Origin of the sequence: Paenibacillus sanguinis 2301083 = DSM 16941 (assembly GCF_000374825.1) — a bacterium.
Classification (GTDB): Bacteria; Bacillota; Bacilli; order Paenibacillales; family Paenibacillaceae; genus Fontibacillus; species Fontibacillus sanguinis.
This window is the reverse complement of record NZ_KB895383.1, coordinates 208,721-229,448: the sequence shown is the minus strand read 5'-3', so window position 1 is coordinate 229,448 and position 20,728 is coordinate 208,721. Positions and strand designations below refer to the sequence as shown.

General features: G+C 53.2%; 17 protein-coding genes. All 17 read right to left on the bottom strand.

The genetic code is table 11. The features are described 5' to 3' along the window. Positions 1-44: 44 nt before the first annotated feature. The gene (locus tag C557_RS23570) at positions 45-2,024 is read right to left on the bottom strand and encodes a putative Ig domain-containing protein (RefSeq protein WP_240472967.1); all 1,980 of its coding nucleotides are present in this window, start codon (positions 2,022-2,024) and stop codon (positions 45-47) included. A 196-nt stretch (positions 2,025-2,220) separates the two neighbouring features. After that, a complete protein-coding gene (locus C557_RS0114360) occupies positions 2,221-3,456 on the bottom strand; it encodes an NAD(P)/FAD-dependent oxidoreductase (RefSeq protein WP_018752577.1) in 1,236 nt (411 codons plus the stop codon). After that, positions 3,453-3,785: a (2Fe-2S)-binding protein gene (locus C557_RS0114355; protein WP_018752576.1), complete on the bottom strand. Its 333-nt coding sequence runs from the start codon at positions 3,783-3,785 to the stop codon at positions 3,453-3,455. Before C557_RS0114355 ends, C557_RS0114360 begins: the two co-directional genes overlap by 4 nt. Positions 3,786-3,787: 2 nt before the next feature. Next, entirely contained in the window at positions 3,788-4,060 is a 273-nt protein-coding gene (locus C557_RS0114350; protein WP_018752575.1) for a (2Fe-2S)-binding protein, read from the bottom strand. Between the two features lie 14 nt (positions 4,061-4,074). Beyond that, positions 4,075-5,511: an aldehyde dehydrogenase family protein gene (locus C557_RS0114345; RefSeq protein WP_026263494.1), complete on the bottom strand. Its 1,437-nt coding sequence runs from the start codon at positions 5,509-5,511 to the stop codon at positions 4,075-4,077. Between the two features lie 26 nt (positions 5,512-5,537). After that, positions 5,538-6,428, bottom strand: coding sequence for a dihydrodipicolinate synthase family protein (locus C557_RS0114340; RefSeq protein ID WP_018752573.1), 891 nt, complete (start codon positions 6,426-6,428; stop codon positions 5,538-5,540). Positions 6,429-6,474: 46 nt separating this feature from the next. Continuing rightward, positions 6,475-7,509 (bottom strand): proline racemase family protein, encoded by a 1,035-nt coding sequence (locus tag C557_RS0114335; protein ID WP_018752572.1) that lies wholly within the window; start codon positions 7,507-7,509, stop codon positions 6,475-6,477. Positions 7,510-7,537: 28 nt separating this feature from the next. Continuing rightward, positions 7,538-8,545: a proline racemase family protein gene (locus C557_RS0114330; RefSeq protein WP_018752571.1), complete on the bottom strand. Its 1,008-nt coding sequence runs from the start codon at positions 8,543-8,545 to the stop codon at positions 7,538-7,540. Further along, positions 8,542-9,741, bottom strand: coding sequence for an NAD(P)/FAD-dependent oxidoreductase (locus C557_RS0114325; RefSeq protein ID WP_018752570.1), 1,200 nt, complete (start codon positions 9,739-9,741; stop codon positions 8,542-8,544). The genes C557_RS0114330 and C557_RS0114325 overlap by 4 nt, the downstream gene beginning before the upstream one ends. Positions 9,742-9,762: 21 nt before the next feature. Then, positions 9,763-10,833 carry a M24 family metallopeptidase gene (locus C557_RS0114320; RefSeq protein ID WP_026263493.1) on the bottom strand — a complete coding sequence of 357 codons (1,071 nt, stop codon included), beginning with the start codon at positions 10,831-10,833 and terminating at the stop codon, positions 9,763-9,765. 80 nt (positions 10,834-10,913) lie between these two features. Continuing rightward, positions 10,914-11,744, bottom strand: coding sequence for a carbohydrate ABC transporter permease (locus tag C557_RS0114315; protein ID WP_018752568.1), 831 nt, complete (start codon positions 11,742-11,744; stop codon positions 10,914-10,916). Positions 11,745-11,748: 4 nt separating this feature from the next. Continuing rightward, the gene (locus tag C557_RS0114310) at positions 11,749-12,552 is read right to left on the bottom strand and encodes a carbohydrate ABC transporter permease (RefSeq protein ID WP_018752567.1); all 804 of its coding nucleotides are present in this window, start codon (positions 12,550-12,552) and stop codon (positions 11,749-11,751) included. Between the two features lie 141 nt (positions 12,553-12,693). Then, on the bottom strand, positions 12,694-14,067 hold the full coding sequence (locus C557_RS0114305) for an ABC transporter substrate-binding protein (RefSeq protein WP_018752566.1): 1,374 nt from the start codon (positions 14,065-14,067) through the stop codon (positions 12,694-12,696). A 98-nt stretch (positions 14,068-14,165) separates the two neighbouring features. After that, positions 14,166-15,986, bottom strand: coding sequence for a sensor histidine kinase (locus C557_RS0114300; RefSeq protein ID WP_018752565.1), 1,821 nt, complete (start codon positions 15,984-15,986; stop codon positions 14,166-14,168). A gap of 35 nt (positions 15,987-16,021) precedes the next feature. Then, complete coding sequence (locus C557_RS0114295; RefSeq protein ID WP_018752564.1) at positions 16,022-17,536, bottom strand: response regulator transcription factor; 1,515 nt, start codon at positions 17,534-17,536, stop codon at positions 16,022-16,024. Positions 17,537-17,843: 307 nt separating this feature from the next. Continuing rightward, entirely contained in the window at positions 17,844-18,905 is a 1,062-nt protein-coding gene (locus C557_RS0114290) for an NAD(P)/FAD-dependent oxidoreductase (protein ID WP_018752563.1), read from the bottom strand. A 101-nt stretch (positions 18,906-19,006) separates the two neighbouring features. Continuing rightward, complete coding sequence (locus tag C557_RS0114285) at positions 19,007-20,722, bottom strand: ABC transporter ATP-binding protein (RefSeq protein ID WP_018752562.1); 1,716 nt, start codon at positions 20,720-20,722, stop codon at positions 19,007-19,009. Between the last annotated feature and the right edge of the window lie 6 nt (positions 20,723-20,728).

The window sequence follows — 20,728 nt, the reverse complement described above, 5'->3', positions numbered from 1 at the left end:
AATACCCGGTCGTCGGGCATTCCTCAATATAATACGTATATGACCTAGTTGGTTCCCAGCACCTTCCATTGCTGAATGCCTGTAGAGAAATTCGCCTTGGCTTGAATCAGCAAGCGAACTCGGGTTGTCGTAACAGTGTCAAAGTTTGTGACATTGTATTGATTTCCCAGCACACCGTAGGCGGATGGATTAGCTACCTGCCTCCAAGCCGTGCCATCCCAATACTGAAGTGAAAAGGAAGCAGGCAGATCAATACCCTGATCATCATCGAACCAGTATACCTCACTGGAGGATATAGCTACTGGCTGAACAAAGTCGTATTGCACCCATTGCTCAGTCCCGGGATTATCCCAGTTGCCGTACACCGGGTGTCCCCGGTCAGCCGAATTCACTGGCTCATACCCGTCATTCAGTCCGATCAAGCTCTCCCAAGGAGATACGTAGGAGCTGGAGGCTGTTGCTCCCAAGGCTACGTTTTCAACCGGGTTGCCCGGAGTGCCTCCCTGTCCTACGCTGATCGTAAACTGCCTCTGCACCGAAGTGCTCATTTCATCATAATCGCGAAGCTGGACCGTAAAGCTGTAGCTTCCTTGAGCACTGGCGGATACGGTGCCTTTAATCTCACCGGTGAAGCGGTCCAGCGCAAGTCCGCCGGGCAGCGATCCTCCCGTAATAGTCCAGTCATAGAACGGCACACCGCCCTCGGCCTGGAGCTTCACCAGATAGCCATCCCCTGGCGAAGCGCTTGGAACTGTTGTGCTTTTGATGGCTGGGCTAAGGAACGGAGTCAGCGTACGATCCAGCTTCCAGCCTGCCTTTTCGGCAATCAGCAGGGTTAGCTTGGTCAGCATCCAACGCTTACTGTGGAAGAGGTGATCACGTCCGCCGCTTTGACCGCTGATGCGGTCCCAATATTGCGGATCTCCAGGAATGTGATACGTATTGTCCAGAGGAACTGCGTTCCCCTGATAGGCAACGATGTTGGCTGCATTTCCCCCGCTTTGCTTGTACTGAGCCATCCCCTTCCAGCTATCCGAGAAGGCTAGCGCATGACCGAACTCATGCATAATAAGACCGTGCACATCTGTAGAGGTGTTGGACATTTCCGTCAAGTACCACAATTCATCGTCCAGTGAAGCAAACGGTGTGGCGGTATCGTAAAAATCCAGAATCGTCAGTAAGGAGCGGTGAATGTTATCAGGAATTGTCACTCCGTTGCGTTTATGATAATTGCCGTTATTCGCCGGTCCGCCGGTGGAGTAAGGACCATTCAGCCCTCGCAAATAAATCCACATGCCGTTATAGGCCTCGTTATTCGTGACCTGGATATGGTTGGTGAAGCCATCTCCCGGCAACCAGGTCGTTTCTGTAGAGGCTGGAACCGTATCGAAAGGCTCCATATCAAAGAAATAGAACCAATCCTTAATAGCTTGTTCACTCACTTCCCGAATATCGGGATCACTGAAATAAGGCTGGATATTGTCATATCTGTAGTCGAACTTCAGCGGCAGGCCAGGCTCGCGGTCATCATCCTGATCCAGTACACGAATAGGGGTCGTTTGTGTACGTACGATGCCATTGGCTCCCGTTGACGTCAACTCCAGCGTGTAGTGCTCAATCTCCCCGTTGCCTCCAATGCGGTCAGGATGGATTTCAAGCAAAAAGTTTTTACTTTCACTGGCGTTCTGGAACGAAAGTGTCTTTTGAGCCCCAGTTGCGCTCAGCGTGCTCGGCCGATCCATCATCAGGCGGGAGGTTCCTTTGGCCTTAATAGTAATCGTCAACGGGTAGGAAGCATTTTGCGGTGGAACCACCTTCAGCTTCACATATGGGTTGGCGATATAACCCTGCCAATCTACCAATTCTACGCCATAGTCGTTCAGGGTTCTTCCGAAAATATCAATGATCTGGGCATCATCGCTGCTTTGTTGAGGTGAGTTCGTCTCGGCCGCAGCCGGGAAAGCGAATACCGAAAGCATTAACGCAATACTAAGCCATATCGAAATCCATTTTCTCATATTCATACCCTCTCCAATTCTTATAATGACCTCTCGTGAGTGCATAATATCTCTTTGCGCGCTCTATCGATGATAGATTCATAGACATCGATGCTTTACGATACGGCAGCGTTGGTAGTTTGGTGCGCCCCTTTTCACTAAAATGAAGCCCACTCCGTTTTCTCCCAAAAGATTGAAGGCGATTGGAATTTCCCTGCTCTACTCACACCCGCGTCTCCTGAAATGCTCTGAATTTCTGGTAAATTTGCTCCCTCGCTAGCGAAATGCCGGGCTGAAACTGGATTAACGCGGAGGCACGCACCTGACGAACATCGGCCAGTCCATCTTGCAGCAGCTTGTCAGGATACTCGCCCAATCTGTTCATCTCCCCGCATATGGACAGGGCCGCCAGCCGCCCTTGAGCCATCGCCACCTGAGCGCTCTCGATGCCAGTAATATTACCGGCCACATACAGGCCCTCCAGCGGGGTTCTCATCTGCTCGTCATGGAGCGGGATATGCCCGCCCAGCTCTACGGCAAAATCGAAGGGACAGCCAGCAACTGCTGCCAACTCAGCAAGCGGATACAATCCTCCGGCCAGGGCCACAAAATCTACCTTCACCTCCCGCTCGCTTCCGGTAATCATTTTGCCGTCATGCGTGAGGTTGGCCAGTGTGACCGATTCTACTTGCTGCTCACCGTTGATCGATACGGCAGCGGTACGAAGCTGGAGGGGAACACCCCAGATGTTCAGGCCTTTACGCGGCAGCAACCGCAAGGCTACACCCGCCAGGCCTAGGGAGTTCGCCAGCTTCCCCCCGATACGCAGCAGCGTAGAAGGAGCCAGGCTGGCCAGGCCCAGCAATCGCTTGAGCTGCTGCCTGGGGGAAGCGTCGGCTCCGGCCAGTGGGCCAGGGGACGGCAGCACGATGCCAATCAGCACCACTCCGCTAACCGCAAGCTCACGGGCAATCGCCAAGGCCAGCATATTCGCACCGATAATAAGCCCCCGCTCGCCAGGCTTCACATAATGTACATTTGTCATCACCTGGGCCGCGCCGATGGACATGACGCCAGGCAGGGTCCACCCCGGGCATGGACAAGGGATTTCTGCGGCCCCCGTAGCGATCAGCACATTTACTGCAGATTTCGAGCCTTGTGTTGTGCGAACAATCCAGTGACGATCGGTCCTGGTTATGCCGTATACGGATAGGCTACAGCAGATATCCACGCCCAAAGCCTTGCATTCTGCCACCAGGCGCTCGGCCTCCCGCTTCCCGACCCACCACCCGCCATTCTCCTCATGGAATTGCCCCAGCATACGCCCGCCAGGTTCCGGGAATTCATCCAGCACGAGGACGTGAAGTCCATACCGGGCGCCGACAATCGCCGCAGACAAGCCCGCCGGGCCAGCGCCCACAATGAGTAGATCAAGGGGCTTATGCGATGTCGAAGTCACGTCAGCTTCCTCCCCGTGATTTCATTGGGAAGCTGTGGTCCTTCGGCAAGCTGCATGTTGGCTTTCAGCGGGGTCAGGCAGGCGCGAGCCAGTCCCATGCCTTCCACAAGCAAGCGGCACTCCATGCAATGTCCGATGGCGCAATACAATCCGCGGGGGCTGCCCGACTCTTCGTGTCGCCTCCATATGCGTATTCCCGCTGCAAGCAGCGCAGCAGCCACGGGTTCTCCTTCCAGACCTGTGAGCCTCTGTCCATTGAAAGTAAAGCTTACCTCCCGGCGTGAGTCTTTCCGTGGCCCCAAAATCGGGTGATTAACGATGCGCTCCATAGCTAACCCTCCTCCTTCGCCAGTTGGCCGAAGGTCACCGGACGAATGGGCGGGCGATAGGCCAGCGATTCAGCATCCGGCAACAATCCGGGAGCCTGGGCATGAACCCAGGCCTCCAGAATTTGCCGACAAACCCGGCCCTGACACGCCCCCATGGTCGAGCGGGTCTTCAGCTTGAGCTGTCGTGCAGTATGACAGCCCGATGCATAGGCCTGCTCCAATTGCTCCTGAGTTACTTCTTCACAGCGACAAATCATGAACGATGAAGGCTGCATGGCAATGTCCTCCTTTAGAAATAACGAATGGCGCAGGTTTTCAGCTCCGTATAAAATTCCAGTGCGCTCTGACCCTGTTCGCGCGTATGCGAGCTGGAGAGCTTCATACCGCCAAAAGGCGACTGGTATTCCACCCCTGCCGTCTCCTGGTTAACGCGTACCATACCTGCTTCGGCTTCCTGCAAAAAGCGATGAGCGTAGGACAAATCACGAGTAAATAAGGAAGCGCTCAAGCCGTATACGGAGGCATTGCACAAAGCGACAGCCTCTGCAAAGTCCGCAGCCTCCAGCACCACAGCTACCGGTCCAAAAATCTCCTCCTGAACCAGTGGATGCTTCGCCGTCAGCCCTGCAACAACCAGCGGCCGGACATAGTACCCGGCCAAACCGCCTGTTGCAGCCGGGCCTTGAGCTACGACCTCCGCTTGCTCCAAAGCTATCTGGACGTAGGAATTCACGGACTGCTGTTGACTGGCTGAAGCTACGGGACCCAGATAAGCTTCCGGATCCAGGGCCGGAGCCACCCTGAGCTTGGCAACGGCCTTCGCTAAAGCTTCAGTAAAGGCAGTATAAATTCCCGATTGCACCACAATACGGCTCGTCGCCGTACATTTCTGCCCTGCCGAGCGAAACGCACCGCTGACAATCAGAGGAATCGCCTGCTCCAAATCGGCATCATTAAGTACGACGGCGGCATTTTTGCCGCCCATTTCCGTCTGATATTTGATATTGCGTCGCGCGCATACCTGGGCAACATGCGTCCCGGTCACCGTAGACCCTGTAAAGCTCACCGCATCTATAGCCGCTTGCTCCAGCAGTGGTCCGCCGATGACACTCCCCTTGCCAATGACCAGATTAATAACACCGGGAGGAAGCCCCGCCTCAGCAAAAATCTCCACCAGCCTGGTGGCAGTTAAGGACGCCGATTCTGCCGGCTTCCAGATGACGGTATTGCCGCAGATCAATGCTGGGGCGATCTTCCAGAGGGGAATCGCTACAGGAAAATTCCAGGGCGTAATTACAGCAACCGTGCCCAGCGGCACCCTTCTTGTGAACTGCAATACATTAGCCTCGCTGGCGGGAATCACCGCACCCTCTGCGCGGACACCTTCCGCGGCATAATAACGCAGCAGATGAACCCCGCGCATCACTTCGCCGCGCATTTCACTAATCGGCTTGCCCATTTCCCGGCTGGCCAACTGCGCAACCTCTTCCAGCTTGGCCTCCAGTGCCGCTGCCAATCGGTGCAGATGCTCGGCCCGAGCCGCACCGGTCAGCCGGGACCAGGTAGCGAAAGCTGTGCGAGCCGCTTGACCCGCCTGAATCGCTGCGGCGCCGTCCGAGAGGTGGAGCAGCCCCATCTCTTCGTGGATGTTCGAGGGATTAAGCACCACTGCCTCACCTGCAGCAGGCAAGCTCCATTCTCCTCCAATCCAATTGCGGCTGTGCATGTGCATGATATCACCCCTCCCTTGTCTTAATCCTTAATAGCTTGATATTCTTCGGCAGCTAATGCAAAGGCCTGCTTGACGGCTGCATATTGGGCCTCAGGCAAAGCTAGACGCGGGGGGCGGGTAGGTCCGACCGGGAAGCCTGCCAGCTCCATCATGTACTTGATGGACTGAACAAGCTGAGGGCTGGCATCGAAGTGGAGCAGCGGAAGCAGCTTGCGGTATAGAGCAGTTGCTTCCTGGATCTTCCCTTGCTTCGCCAGTTGGAACAGTTCTACTCCCTCCTTCGGCAAGGCATTGGGCACGCCGGAAATCCAGCCTGTGGCACCGAATAACCCCCCTTCCATAGCAAGATCATCCACGCCGATCATCACGTCCAAATGGGTTAGTGTCTGAATATCGTGCACCCGGCGAATATCGCCAGAGAATTCCTTAACCGCTACGATGTGCTCTAGCCGGGATAATTGAGCCAATAGCTGCGGCGTTAAATCCACCTTGTAATCATGGGGGTTATTGTAGGCGATAATCGGAAGTCCTACCTCATTAAGTGCCTCATAATGGGCAATAACCTCATGCTCTAGCGGGCGGTAATTAATGGGGGGCAACGCCATGACGCCTGCGGCGCCCGAAGCCTTGGCATGTTCTACCCAGCTTATGGCCTGCCTTGTAGATGGCGCTGCCGAGCCAACTACTACAGGTACGCGTCCGGCAGAAGCTTCAATGACAGTTTCAACAACTTTAGCCCGTTCCCCGTCACTCATGGTGGCATATTCCCCCAGAGAACCAGTGGGAACAAGACCATGAATGCCTTGTTCAATAAGCCAGTGGCACAGTTCGGCCAGACGTTTATAATCCACCTCATAACTAGAAGTGAATGGTGTAACAAGGGCAACATAAACCCCTTCGAACTTCGGCATTAAGAAACGCTCCCCTCATCATAAATTAATGATATAAATCATTTATTTAATAAATTGTAAAACCTTCGGCGAACGGATCAGAAGGATCAAGCACAAAGTTCATAAAGCCCAGAACACAGGCGTCCCCTGTGATTTGCGGCAGCACGGCCTGACAGCCGTAAGCGGTCGTTCCCGCCGTAATACTGCCGTTTGCCTCGCCGCCGCTAATGCCCCTATACAGCACCTCTTCCCCCGGATGAAGCAAACCCCGCTTCTGCAGGACCGCCAGATGTGCGCATATCCCTGTCCCTCCAGGGGAACGGTCCACCTGCCCTCCATCTCCCCCAAACACCGTTGTGCTTCGGTAGGTACGTCGTTTTGGAACGGCAAGGGCCAAGAGCGTTGCTTTACGATAAAAGAATACCCCGTATACCCCACCCTTCCAGCCTGGCAGCGGATGCTTCAAGCTATGCCGCGCTTCGACCTCCTTCCGTACGGTGCTGGCCCATTCCCGCAGCCATGCTAGTGGAACAGTGTCGTCGGACTCCCTCCATAGGGAGGAGATATCCACCACCGCATAAAATTCTCCGCTATACGCAATGTCCACCCGTACTTCGCTTCCTTGGAGACAGACCATGATTGGACCCGCATAGGCAAGGCTAGGGACACTCTGAACCGTAACTGAGTCTATATCCTGATCTTTGCCAGCCTTGACCATGGCTTTGACGCTTCCCGCCGGACAATCCACCCTCAATCCGGCAGCTGCTTCTTCAGGACTAAGTTGCCCCGTTGCCAGCCAAGCGGTCATGACGCCAAAAATCCCCGTCCCGCTGATGGCCTCCTGGCCTTGCTGGTTCAAGAACAACAAGCCAAGCTTGGCTCCCTCTGTCATGGGTGCGGTCACCACTGCGCCGGTCATCCCGTAATGCCCGCGCGGCTCGGCTAACAGCAGCCTTCTTGCCATATCGTAGTGCTCGCGGAAGCTTTCCCCCTTCTCCAACAAGGTGGCTCCCGCCAAAGGGGGCAGGCCGCCGGTAATAATTCGCAAAGGCTGACCCCCGGAATGAACATCGATTGCCCCGTACCATCTTTTTAATTGCATATCCAGCCCCCGCAACTATGAAAATAAGCTACTTCAGAAAGAAACCACGCTTTAACGCATCCTGCTCCTGCCAAACAAATTGGTGGAAGCCTGTGATCCAGGCTGACCCGGAAATACGGGGCACGATGGCGGGATAACCTCCTACGCTGGATTCCTCCACCGCCACAGCCCGAAATAGCGAGCCTACGATGCTCTCATGCACGAACTCCTCCCCCAGCCCGATCTCCTTCTTGGCATAAAGCACGGCAATTTTGGCCGAGGTCCCCGTCCCGCAGGGAGAGCGGTCAATCCCGCCTGGAGGTACAACCACAGTATTGCGGCAATGTGCCTGTGAAGACACAGGATCACTGTAAAACTCGATGTGCGTTAATCCGCGAATCAATGGAATTTCAGGATGTACAATTTCCAGCTCCCGGTTCACTGCTTCACGAATAGCGACGGCTGTGCGAATAATATCTGCTCCCCGGTGGGGCAGAAGCTCCAGCCCCAGTGAACGAGCATCGACCAAGCCGTAGAAGTTGCCTCCATAAGCAATATCAACGGATACTTCCCCGTGCCCTTCCACCTCTACCCGCACCCCTTGCTGATATAAGAAAGAAGGAATATTTGTAAAACACACCTCCTGCACCTTGCCCTTTTCAATCACAAGCCGGGCCTCTACCAGGCCTGCCGGGGTATCCAGTCGCAGCAGCTCTGTACTCTCCGGGTACACGCCGCCCTCAATCAGCGCGGTGCAAAGGCCGATCGTATCATGCCCGCACATTGGCAAATATCCTCCGGTTTCGATAAATACCACGCCTACATCGGCCCGTTCGTCACAAGGCGGGGTAAGCACGCAGCCGGACATGACTTCATGTCCACGTGGCTCCAGCATCATGGCCGACCGGAAATGATCATAATGACGGGACATGTAATCCATCTTCTCGGCCATCGTCTGGCCCAGCAGCTCGGGTGCTCCGCTGACGATGGTGCGTGTTGGATTGCCGCCGGTATGGGTATCAATCGTGTGAATCATTCTTGAAAATGTTACGCTCATCCCTTAGCCTCCCCGCAGCAGCCAGCCAGGCGGAAGCGATCATAACGCAGCGGCTCTGCCGGAATACAGGTCTCCACCGCTCCGCTTAGCATTTCGCTCATCAGCTTCCCGGTGACTGCAGCAAGGCTAATGCCATCACCTTCATGCCCGGCAGCTACGTACAAGCCCGGAATTTCATCAATAGCTGATACGATAGGCAGATGATCGGGCGTCCACGGGCGAAGCCCCGCATAAGCGCGGAGCAGTGGAATATGCTCCAGGCCCGGATAAAATCGGATGGCCCGTTCCGCAATCAAGCGGATCACCTCCTGATCAACACGGGTATCCATCCCCGCAAACTGACGGCTTGAGCCGATAAGAAAATTTTGCGAAGCCGTGGGTTCATATACGAGAGCGATGCCATATTGCTCCAACCGGGCCTCGATGTTGCGCTCTCCTCCAAATTTGCTTAACAGATAACCAAATTCCATAACCTTGCGTTTGCCCAAGCTCGCCGAGCGGGAAGCTACCAGAATATGTCCTTTTCTTGGCTCAATGGGAATATCAATTCCGGCCATACTGCCGATTTGCTTGGCCCATACTCCCGCAGCAATCACCACGTGCTTGGCATAAATGGCTCCAGAGGTGGTATCTACCCCTTTAATTCGCTTTCCTCCCTCCAGAAGCAGCGCTTTTACCGGGGTATGTGTACGTAGCCTGCCCCCATGCCGCCGTGCTGTCGCAGCCAAGGAGTAGGTCAGCAGCACCGGATGAACCGTGGAATCCGTGGCACATTCCAGACCCCCAAGCAGATCATCCGCCAAATAAGGGGATTCCTCCCGCAGGTCCCTACGGTCCAGCAGGCGAAAAGGGAGTCCGGCTTCCCGCTGGCGGGACACCCAGATGGCTGCGGCTTCCATCTCATGCTCAGTCTCACAGACAAGAATACTGCCGGGAGCGCGATACTCAAATTCCTCATCCAGCTCCTTGACCCATTCGGACACCAAAGCCTGCGATTTCAGCGACATCTGGCTATCGAAGCCGGGGTCCTTGTCAATGGCCAGAATATTGCCGTCACATTTTGAGGAAGTACCACCGGCAAGCTCGCCACGCTCCAGCACAACGACATCCATACCGGCTTTGGCTGCATAATAAGCGATGGACAACCCAATGATTCCCCCGCCAATGATAGCCACTTCCGCCGTTTCCGCATTCATCGGCTCCCATTCCTTCCTTTTCTACAGTACGATGAGCTCCTTATTTGAGGTGGTCAGCACTTCAATTCCCTGCTCCGTAATCAGCACATCATCCTCGATGCGAACACCGCCGAAGTCTGGGAGGTAAATCCCCGGCTCCACCGTCATGACCATCCCTGGCTCCAGCACCTCCTGCGTGGACTGGGACAGACGCATCGGCTCATGAATTTCCAGACCAAAGGCATGACCCAGTCCATGGCCAAAGTAATCGCCATAACCATGGCCGGCGATACAATCCCGGGCCAGCGAATCGCCCTCTTGACCCGTCATGCCAGGCTGAAGCCCCTCCAGAGTTAACTGATTGGCCTCCAGGACGACCCGATACATCTCACGGTGCCGCTCGGTTGGCCGTCCGATGAAGACCGTTCGCGTCAAATCCGAGCAATACCCATCGTAGCTCGCCCCAAAATCCATGGTCACGAACTCGTGCAAGCCCAGCTTTTTGTCGCTGGCCAAGCCATGCGGCAGTGAGGAGCGCACTCCGGAAGCGATAATCGTAGGATAAGCGGAGGATACGGCACCATGGGTGCGCATGAAGTATTCCAATTCGGCGGCGATGTCCCGTTCTGTAACCCCGGGCTTGAGATAACCCAGAATATGCTCGAAGGCCTGATCCGTAATCTCCACCGCCTTGCGAATGTACTCCTGCTCCCGCTCATCCTTTCGGCTGCGCAGCTTCTCAATGAGATGTTCCGTAGGAACGAGTTCGATGCCGGGAAGCTGCTGCTGACAGGCCTCATAATTCCCATAGGTCACATGCAGCTTCTCAAATCCCAGGCGCTTTACCCCCGCTTCACTCAATCGCTTCCCAATCCACTCCAGGGGATCGCCCGCAGCCTGAACTACCTCCATTTGCTTCGCCTGCTGCAAGGCTTGGCGAGTATAACGGAAGTCCGTAACCAGCCAGGCCTGCTCCCGCGTAATGGCAACCGTCCCCGCTGTACCAGTAAATCCCGTTACATAACGGCGATTATAAGGGCTTGCGATCAGCAAAGCGTCCAACTCTTCGCCCTCCATTGTTTTCCTGACCTGCTGTAATCGCCTAGCTTCCACTACATATACACTCCTTTCAAATCATGCAGTTTCTATGAGCTAATCAATTGTTGGATCACCTTCAGGTCATTGTTTTCCCTTCATCCCTTCATCCCCGTTAAGGCAATACCCTCGATAAAATAACGTTGGCCGATAAAGAACACCACGATGACAGGCAGAATGACGACGGTCGAAGCTGCCATCAGCAAATGCCACTGGGCACTATGCAAGGACTGGAACATTTGCAGACCCAGCGCCACGGTAAATTTCTTCTCCTCGTTCAAATACACCAGAGGCCCCATAAAATCGTTCCAGGTATTCATGAAGGAGAACAGCCCGATCACGATAAGCGGAGGCTTTGACAAAGGGATAATTACCCGGGAGAAGACCGTCCATGGCCCGGCGCCGTCTACATAAGCTGCTTCATCCAAATCCCGAGGGATACTGGCGTAAAACTGCCTTAGCAGAAAGATATCAAAGGCGGAGCCGAACCAGATCGGCAAAATCAATGGAACGTACGTATTGATCAGGCCAGCGAACTTCCATCCGATGAACGTAGGAATAAGCGTTACAGCGCTCGGCAGCATCATGCTGGCCAGCAATAAGCCAAAAAAGAACCGCTTCCCCGGCCAGTTGAGCCGAGCGTAGCTGTAAGCACCCAATGAGCTGCCGATCAGCGCTCCCATCAGGCATAACAATGTGATCGTCACCGTGTTGCGGAAGAAACGGAAGAAATCGATAGTCGTCAGCGCTTCTACATAGTTCTCCCAGCGAAACGGAGATGGAATCCACCTTGGCGGCATCTCAAAAATTTGCATCGAGGTCATTAGCGAGCTGCGTACCAGCCAGAACAACGGCAACAGGCAGAAGCAAGCCCCGACCAGCAGCAACGTGTACACGATGATTTGCGAAATCAATCGGGTTTTGCGCATGGGGCTACACCTCGCTTTCATAGAACACCCAGGACCTGGATGTACGGAAGAAAATAACCGTAACCAGCAGGATGATCATGAACAAAATCCAGGCAATAGCTGAGGCTTGCCCCATTTCCCCGAACTGAAACGCTTGGCGGTAAATAAAGTAGTTGTAGAACAAGCTGGCATTATTGGGACCGCCCTGAGTCATGATCAGCGCCTCCGTGAATACCTGAAACGCGCCAATCGAGCCCATGATCAGATTGAAGAAAATAATCGGGGTCATCATGGGAATGGTGATATGTCTGAATTTGCGGAGCGGGCCCGCTCCATCCACAGTCGCTGCTTCAGATAGCGAACGCGGGACACCTTGCAGCCCAGCCAGAAAAATAATGATGGTGCTTCCCATTGCCCACAAGCTCATCAGTACAATGGAAGGAACAACGGTCGCTTCGGAATAGAGCCAATCGAGCTTGGGTAAATATAGGGCCTCCAGAATGCTGTTGAACAGTCCCATATCAGGGCTGAATAACCACAGCCAAATCATGGAGGAAGCCACGGCAGGAACGATAGCGGGCAGATAAAAGATTGTGCGAAATACAGACTTGCCGCGAATGAACTCCATATTCAGCAGGAACGCCATCATGAACGAGAACACCAGCCCCAGCGGCACGCGGAGAATGACGTATTTGAAGGTAACCCATAGTGAATTGTAAAAATATTCGTCCGTCCCGTTAAAGAGCCGGATGTAATTTTCAAGTCCAATGAATCGAGGGGCATTGACGATCCGGTAATCCGTGAAGCTAAGCAGCAGGCTGGCGATCATCGGCAAAATGACGAATAGTGTCAGCCCGCAAATGCTGGGCAGGGCGAACAGGATACCGGCCAGAGCAATACGGCGTTGATGACGAATAGTAATCCCTCCCCTAATCCGGATAATAGCTGTGCAGAGTTTGGCTGGCTCACCTTACCGGCCATAATATCCTTCAATTAATGGCTGTACCTTGACCTCTACCTCCTTCAATGCTTCCTCGGCGCTTCGCTTGCCCGTCCAGACCAGGTCGAGGGCTGGTGTGACTAATGCATTGATTTTATCGAGATTTTTAACCTCAAATCCGGGGGTGCGAATGCCGTTCTCAATCGTCTGTACCATAAAGGCTTCGGTATAGCCGTCTGGATGTGCCTTATTGCCCGCCGCCCATTGATTAATCAATTCCGGATTGGAGTACCACTCCTTCTTCAGGGGCATCCATAGGCCTCCGGCAATCAGCGGCAGCACTGATTCGGGGTCAGCCATATATTTGTAGAGCAGCCAGGCTTCCTCGGGATGTTGGGTCGTTTGAAAAATGACGGTGGGCGCTCCGTCCAGCAGCGTGTTGCTGGTCTTCAGCTTGGGGAGCACGCCTACACCAAGGTTGATATCCTGCTCCCCGTAGGCTTGCAATGCCCAGTTGCCGGATACCGTCATGGCAACCTTCTTTGTTTGCAGGGCGGTCTCCGGCAAATTTTTCGTCTGTAGCGGGGTCGGAGAAACATGATGCACATACATCAGGTCTGCCAGCTTCTGAATCGCTTCGATGGCCTCGGGCTTGGCCAGCCCAAATTCCTTGCCATCCTCTGTCAGAAAGTTGCCTCCGTTGGACACGACAGCCGCCATCATGTTATAAGGGTCATACTGCAAGCCGTATTGTCTGATTTTGTCCGGATTGAACTCGGGGTCAAGTGCGTTTCGTCCCTGGTCATCGAATGTCAGCTTCTTGGCATATTCCACGAATGTATCCCAGTCCCAGGCTTTCTCAGCCTCTACAGGCGGCATCTCGACCCCCGCTTCAAGCAGCAGGTCCTTGTTGTACATCAGTCCGTATCCTTCTACGGCTGTACTCATTCCGATAATATGATCAGGGGCAATCTCGTACCAGATCTGGTCCAGATAATCCTCTCGCTTGAACTCAGGATCATTGTCGATGAGCGTAGCCAGATTCAGCAGCTTTCCATCCGCCCCCCAGCTCAATGCCGCACCGGAGGACAGATAACCCAGGTCAGGCGCGACATTCCCCGCTACCATCGTCGTTAACTTGGTCAGGTAGTCCGCAGGAACATGCATGGGTTCTACCTGAATACCGGTCTCCTGCTCAAAATGTTCAAGCGCTTCGGTAATCGTCTTCTTCTCAATCGTATCTCCCCAGAAGGAGAATCTGAGGGTAACCTGCTCTTCCCCAGCACTTTGACTGCCGCCTGCGCTCCCGGCTTCTCGGCCACCACCATCCGAGCAAGCGGTGAGCAACAGGCTAACGGCCAATGTGACTGATAAGGCCAATCCTGCCAAACGCCTCGCTTTCATTTGCCATCCTCCATTCTTCCAAATTTGTTTTGTATATTTATTGTAAAAAATAATGTTTACAATAAGTATTCGAACATTTTCGGATAGGTGGATAATTTTCATTTGTTAGCCGCCGGTAACGTAATGTTCACACGGGTCCCTTGATTTTCCGCAGAATCCAAAGTAACGCCATAGGTCTCTCCGTAAATAAGCTTAATGCGGGAGTCTACGTTCTGAATGCCGATCGAATCGCTGTGAACCCGGGTTAACCGCTCCAAGCGGGCAGGAGGAATTCCGCACCCGTTATCCTCTACCGTGAAGACCCGTGTATTTCCATCGATCCGTCCTGTGATGACAATCCTGCCGCCGCTGTGCCGCCGGGCAAAGCCGTGAACGATAGCATTCTCCACGAACGGCTGCAAGAATAGCTTGGGAACCTGGAGTGAATACAGCTCGGGTGAGATGTCGAACGTAACCGTGAACTTATTTTCAAAGCGCTGACTCGTCATGTATATGTAACTTTCCAGCCATTGCAGTTCCTCTGTAAAATCCCCGGTCTCCCGGTGGCTTTGCGAAGTATATTGCAGCATGGAGGACAACCCGACGATCATACGGCTCAGTTCGGCCTGTCCGTTCTCCAAGGCGGTCCAGTTCATCATATTTAGCGTGTTATAGAGAAAATGAGGATTTAATTGCACGTTTAAGGCCATAATTTGCGTCTCCTTCTCCCGCAGCTTGACCTTATAATTTTCCTCGATCAGTTGATTAATCTTGCCATTCATTTGATTGAATTTGTGTATCAGCAGCCCCATTTCATTGTAGGCTTCCACCGGAATGCGGGTATCGAACTCTCCTTCCCCCGTCTTCTTGATGGCCCGCAGCAATTTCTGAATGGGTTGGGTAATGGAATTAGCGAAAATAAAGGCCAGCAGGAGCGATAGAAGCAGCAGAAATAACGCCAAGTAGAAGGTATAGGCCTTGATCTGCGGCAGGAAGGCGGCCCCCAAAGCCTCTGGGGAAATAGCGATTCCCGAAATCCAGCCGGTAACTTTGGAGGTATCGAAGCAGATTATCAACGGCTTGCCATCCTGCAATACCGTCAGCGTACCGCTTTTCAGTCTTACCATTTCCTTAAGTGCTCCCGGCGAGATCACAGGTTCTGACACCCCTAACTCCGTACCGGCCACCCTTTCCCCTTCCTTGCTAAGTACAAAAAAAGAAGCCCCGGTGGACGGGAGCGTGGCGGTAAAGCGGCTTTCGTAATATTCAGGCCGATAAGTGATCAACAGCACCGGCAGCTCTGCTTGAGCCTCTAGCTCAGTCACATGACCATGGTCGATTTGAAACAGTCGCAGCAGGCGCACTCCAGCCAGCAGGCGGAAGCTTTCTCCAGGGGCTGCCATACTTAGATTTGTGTCGAACATTTCCGAATAGGAAAAGGTTGGAACCCACCTCATATCTCCTTCCCCCTCCAGAGCTGCCTGATAGAGTGCGCTATGCGCAAAGCTATCATAGGGAATCAAAGCTGAGGCTCCAGTCAGGCTGATATTCCCATAGCTGGTCATTAAATGAATCGAGTAGATATCACGCAATTCGGGGAAATATTTGTTCAAAGCCCGGCTGACCTCCTTCTCCATCGTTACCATCCTGTACCCGTCCTTGGCATCGGCTTGCAAATATTGCTCGTACAACACCTGTTCTCCAATCAGCGCCAGGCTGCTCTCTTCAATTCTGGTCAGCTCCGCATCGATGATTTCATTATTTTGCTTGACGATGGAGTAGAGGTTTTGCCGGGCCAGGTCGGACACAGTTTCCCGTCCAGAGGAATAGTACAGTCCGCTTAGCAGGCTGAGCGGAATAACAACGATAAGCGCATAGGTCAAGAAGAGCTTGGTCCGATAACTCAAATCCTTTAATTTCCAGCCCCGATAACGTCTCATTTGTCTTTCCCTCCTCCTTTTAGAGGTTAGAACTTCTAGCGAATTGCGGACAAATGACGGAATTCCTCCGGACTCATGCCGTACTGCTTCTTGAACAGCCGGGTAAAATATTTAACATCCTTATAGCCAACTTGCTGTGCAATGGTATAGACCTTATCGGACGTGTGCAGAAGCCTTTGCGAGGCTGCCTTCAAGCGGGTTTGCATAATGAATTGGTGAATGGTTGTGCCAGTATGAGTTTTGAAGAGAAGACAAAAGTACGAGGGGTTAAAATGAAATTTCAGGGATAGCGTGCTAAGGGACAAATCAGGCTCGTGATAATAGGTCTCAATGTACGTTTTACAATGGCCGATGATGAATTCGGCTCTATTTGGCTTACGCTGCTTCAAGCGATTCATCAGTTCAAAGACCCAGGCCCGGGCTGCTTGCTTGAGAGCCTCCACATGCTGACCCTGCCATAATATTTGCTCAAAATCAGCGCTATGGACAACAGGCAGCCCGGATTCCAGAAATACGGAGCCAAGCTGATGAATCGCGGCAGCAACCGCATATTTGAGCTGCTGTGGGTCAGGGCATCCTTCGGTATAGGTCAGCTCAATCGCGGTATCTATACAGGCCCGAGCATCCTTGGGGTCTCCGTCCAGAACGGCCCGAGTCAAGCGCCCGGTATCGAGCTGAATGGTGACATGACCTCCCCCCGCCATCTGTTCAGGATGATAGATCACGCGACAGCCGTGATAGAAGCTTGCCTTGAGAGCATGGCGTGCTCGTTGGCAGGCATGGCGAACCCCTTCGGTCCAATCGGTAAATTCACCGCCCAGGCCGAAGCTCAGGCTGCCCTTGTCGGCTTGGGCAAATTCGTCCGCAACCTGCCGAAGCCTCGCCTCCAGTTCACTGGAAAACACAGGGGATGCGTGGTCGCTGACAAGAAAGATCATTAGAATATTGTCAGACTGGCAGAAGGCACAGGACAATCCACAGGCCTTCAGAGGTAAGGTCAAGCGGGTTTGCAGCTCAGTCCATATTGCGTCCCTGCCCCTAGCTATGCTTAACGAGGCGGCCAGGGCATAACCACGTTGGAAGCCGGGGAAAGCTTGCTCCAGCAAGCGAATATTTTCATCCGTGGCCTCGCCCTTCAGACATTCGGAGAGAGCGGATTCGAGGGAATCGCGTCTAATGCCATATGCTTTGGATTCGGCCTTGTCCAGCAAGGGGAGGATTTTGCGTTCCTCCACCGGCTTGAGCAAATAATCGCTGGCACCCAATTGCAAGGCGCGCTGCGCATAAGTAAAGTCGGGATAGGCGCTCATAATGATAATACTCTCGCTGCCTCCCCGCCGATTCAATTGCTCCACCAGCTCAAGTCCATTCATAATCGGCATTTGAATATCCGTAAAGATCAGATCGACCGGATGAGCCTTCACACTTTGCAGCGCCTCTTCCCCATCCCTGGCGTCATATATATTGCAATCCGGCTTCAAGGCCTTCAACATTCGGGACAAGCCCCTTCTATGCTTTGGCTCGTCATCCACTACTAAAATATTCAACACTCCGCATCCCTCCTAGTTATTAATTTGAAAAAAAGCTATGCGGACTTCTATATAAGTTGAACTTATGATTAAGGCAAAGAAGCAGACGAGAAAATGATCTTTTCTTTAGTTCAACTTATATAGAAAATGAAAAATTGTCAAAGTTTTTTAACATTTATACGCAATTCACCGAATGCAATTGTGCCAATTCCACTTGTAAAATTCTATGCAAGCAAAAAGTCTCCTATCCCATGCTGACATTGGTTTAGGAGACTTCCTGACATATAAGTGACATATATGGATTTAAATTTGAGCTGGTGCTGATAGGCTAAGCGTCTTCTTCCGCTACGCCCAACGCGATGTTCCGCTCCTTGAACTTGGCATTATGCGAGGATACATACGCTGCCTTCGCTGCTTCCGGCTCCAGATACAGCTTGGCGCTATTGACCGCCAGAGCGGCATCTGTGAAGGCGCCGGCAATCAGGTGGAGCTTGCTGGCATACTGAGCCACATCGCCGGCTACGAAGATGCCTGGCAAGTTCGTCTCCAGCCGCTCGCTTCCTTGAATATCCCACTGGCCCATGTTCAGTCCCCAGTTGACGATATTGCCAAAATCACCGCGCAACCCATGGTTGACGATAACCGCGTCCACTTCCAGCCGTTCCACGGCTTCCGATAATTGTCCTTCCCCATCCACCTTTGCAATCGATACGGCTTCGATGGCCTTGCCATCCTGGCTGCCATGAAGCTGCTTGAGGGCATAAGGCGTGAGCACACGGACTGAGGATTCCAGCATCCGCTTCACATTGCGCTCATGACCACCGAAGCGTTCGCGGCGGTGCACCACGGTTACGCTGGCCGCCAGCGGCTCCAGCTCATTCGCCCAATCCACCGCCGAATCGCCGCCGCCGGAGATCAGCACCCGTTGGTCCCGGAAGACCTCCAGCTCCTGTACCGTGTAGTGCAGATTGCCGACCTCATAGCGTTCGGCCCCTTCGATGTCCAGCTTGGCCATCTTGAGCACTCCCCGGCCCAAGGCCAGGATGACGGTACGGGTCCAGTGACGTTCTCCCGTTTCGGCTTCCAATATCATGGTCCCGTCGTCTAAGCGTTCCAGTCCGCTAATCTGTTGACCCAGGACGACCGTAGGTTCAAAGGTCATAGCCTGACTGATCATTTGCCGGGTTAATTGCTCGCAGCGCATCGGGGTCACCCCACCGACATCCCAAATCATTTTCTCGGGGTAAATCAAGGGTTTTCCACCCAACTCGTCCTTTGCCTCAACCAGCTTGGTTTTCATATCACGCATACCGCTATAGAATGACGCATACAGCCCTGCCGGGCCACCGCCGATGATCGTTACATCATAAAGCTCCAGGTTCTCTGCCATCGTTACTCCTCCATCTCTGCGGATTGCTCCCAATCCGGTTCTCTTGTATTAAGATTCAACTTGCTCATAGATTTTAGCTTTAGCTTTAGTTTCCAACTTACCTAGCTGCCAAATTGCGCCTGATGCAGACGGCTGTAGATGCCGCCTGCCTCCACAAGCTCCTGATGCCTTCCCTGCTCCTCAATGCCTTCGGCAGTGACAACCACAATCCGGTCGGCCTCCTTGATGGTTGCGAGCCGATGGGCGATGATCAGCGTCGTCCGACCTTTAGACAGCTCCATCAACGACTGTTGAATCGCTTGCTCCGTTTCGGTATCGAGCGCGGAAGTCGCCTCATCAAGGATAAGAATTGGCGGATTTTTCAGGAACATCCGGGCAATGGCAAGGCGTTGCTTCTGTCCACCGGACAGCTTCACGCCCCGTTCCCCGATCACCGTGTCCATGCCTTGCTCCAGGGTGCGAATGAACTCATCCAGATGAGCGCGTCGCGCAGCTTCCCACACTTCTTCCTCCGAAGCTCCAAGCTTGCCATACAAGATATTCTCGCGAATGGTTCCGGAGAACAGGAAGACATCCTGCTGTACAATCCCGATCTGGCTGCGCAGCGAGGCTTGCGTCACCTGACGGATATCCACACCGTCTATACTAATGGCCCCGCTCTCTACCTCATAGAATCGGGGCAGCAGGCTGCACAGCGTTGTTTTCCCGGCCCCGGATGGCCCAACGAAAGCAATCGTTTCGCCCTTGTGAATGGTCAGGCTTACTTCATTCAGCACCTTCTGATTTTCATCGTAGCCGAAGGTAACTTGCTCATAGCGGATCTCCCGCTCGAAGGGCTGCATCTCCACCGCATCCGGGGAGTCCTCCACATCCGGGTCCGTATCGAGCAACTCGGTATACCGTTTAAATCCGGCAAAGCCTTGAGGATAGCTCTCCACGATAGCATTGATCTTTTCGATGGGACGGAAGAACACATTGGTCAGCAAGAGGAAACCGACAAATTCGCCGTAGGTTAGCTGGTCCTGAATGACGAACCAGGTTCCACACACCATAACAAATACCGTCACAAAGCGCATCATCACATAGCTGATGGAGCCGTTGCGGGCGATCAGCTTGTAAGAACTCAGCTTGGTGAGGCGAAACCGTCTGTTGTTTACGGCAAACTGGGCTTCCTCATGCGCCTCATTCGAAAATGCCTTTACTACGCGGATGCCTCCAACGTTATCCTCGATGCGAGCATTGAAGTCGCCGATATCGCTGAAGAGCTGATGAATGGCCTTGGTCATTTTCTGATTGAAGTAAATAACGACCCACAAAATCCCCGGAACGACCACAAAGGTCAGTAAGGCTAACTGCCAGTTAATCGATAACATCAAGGCAAAGGAACCAGCGAGCGTCATTACGGCAATGAATAAATCCTCCGGACCGTGATGCGCCATCTCACCGATCATATTCATATCATTGGTCAGTCGCCCGATCAGATGGCCGGTCTTGGTATTATCAAAGAAACGGAAAGATAGCTTCTGAATATGCGAGAACAGCTTGTGACGCATATCCGTCTCGATATTAATGCCCAGCATATGCCCCCAATAATTAACCACATAAGTTAATATGGCACTTAAGGCATACAACGCGATCAGGCCGATGGAGGCCCAGACGACAATGTCCCATTTCCCGCCCGGTAGCAAATCATCAACAAACAGGTTAACCGCCATCGGGAAGGCAAGCTCCAGTAGTCCAGCAATGACGGCACAGCCAAAATCGAGGAGAAACAACCATTTGTAGGGCTGGTAATAGGCAAAAAATCTGCGGATCAACGAATA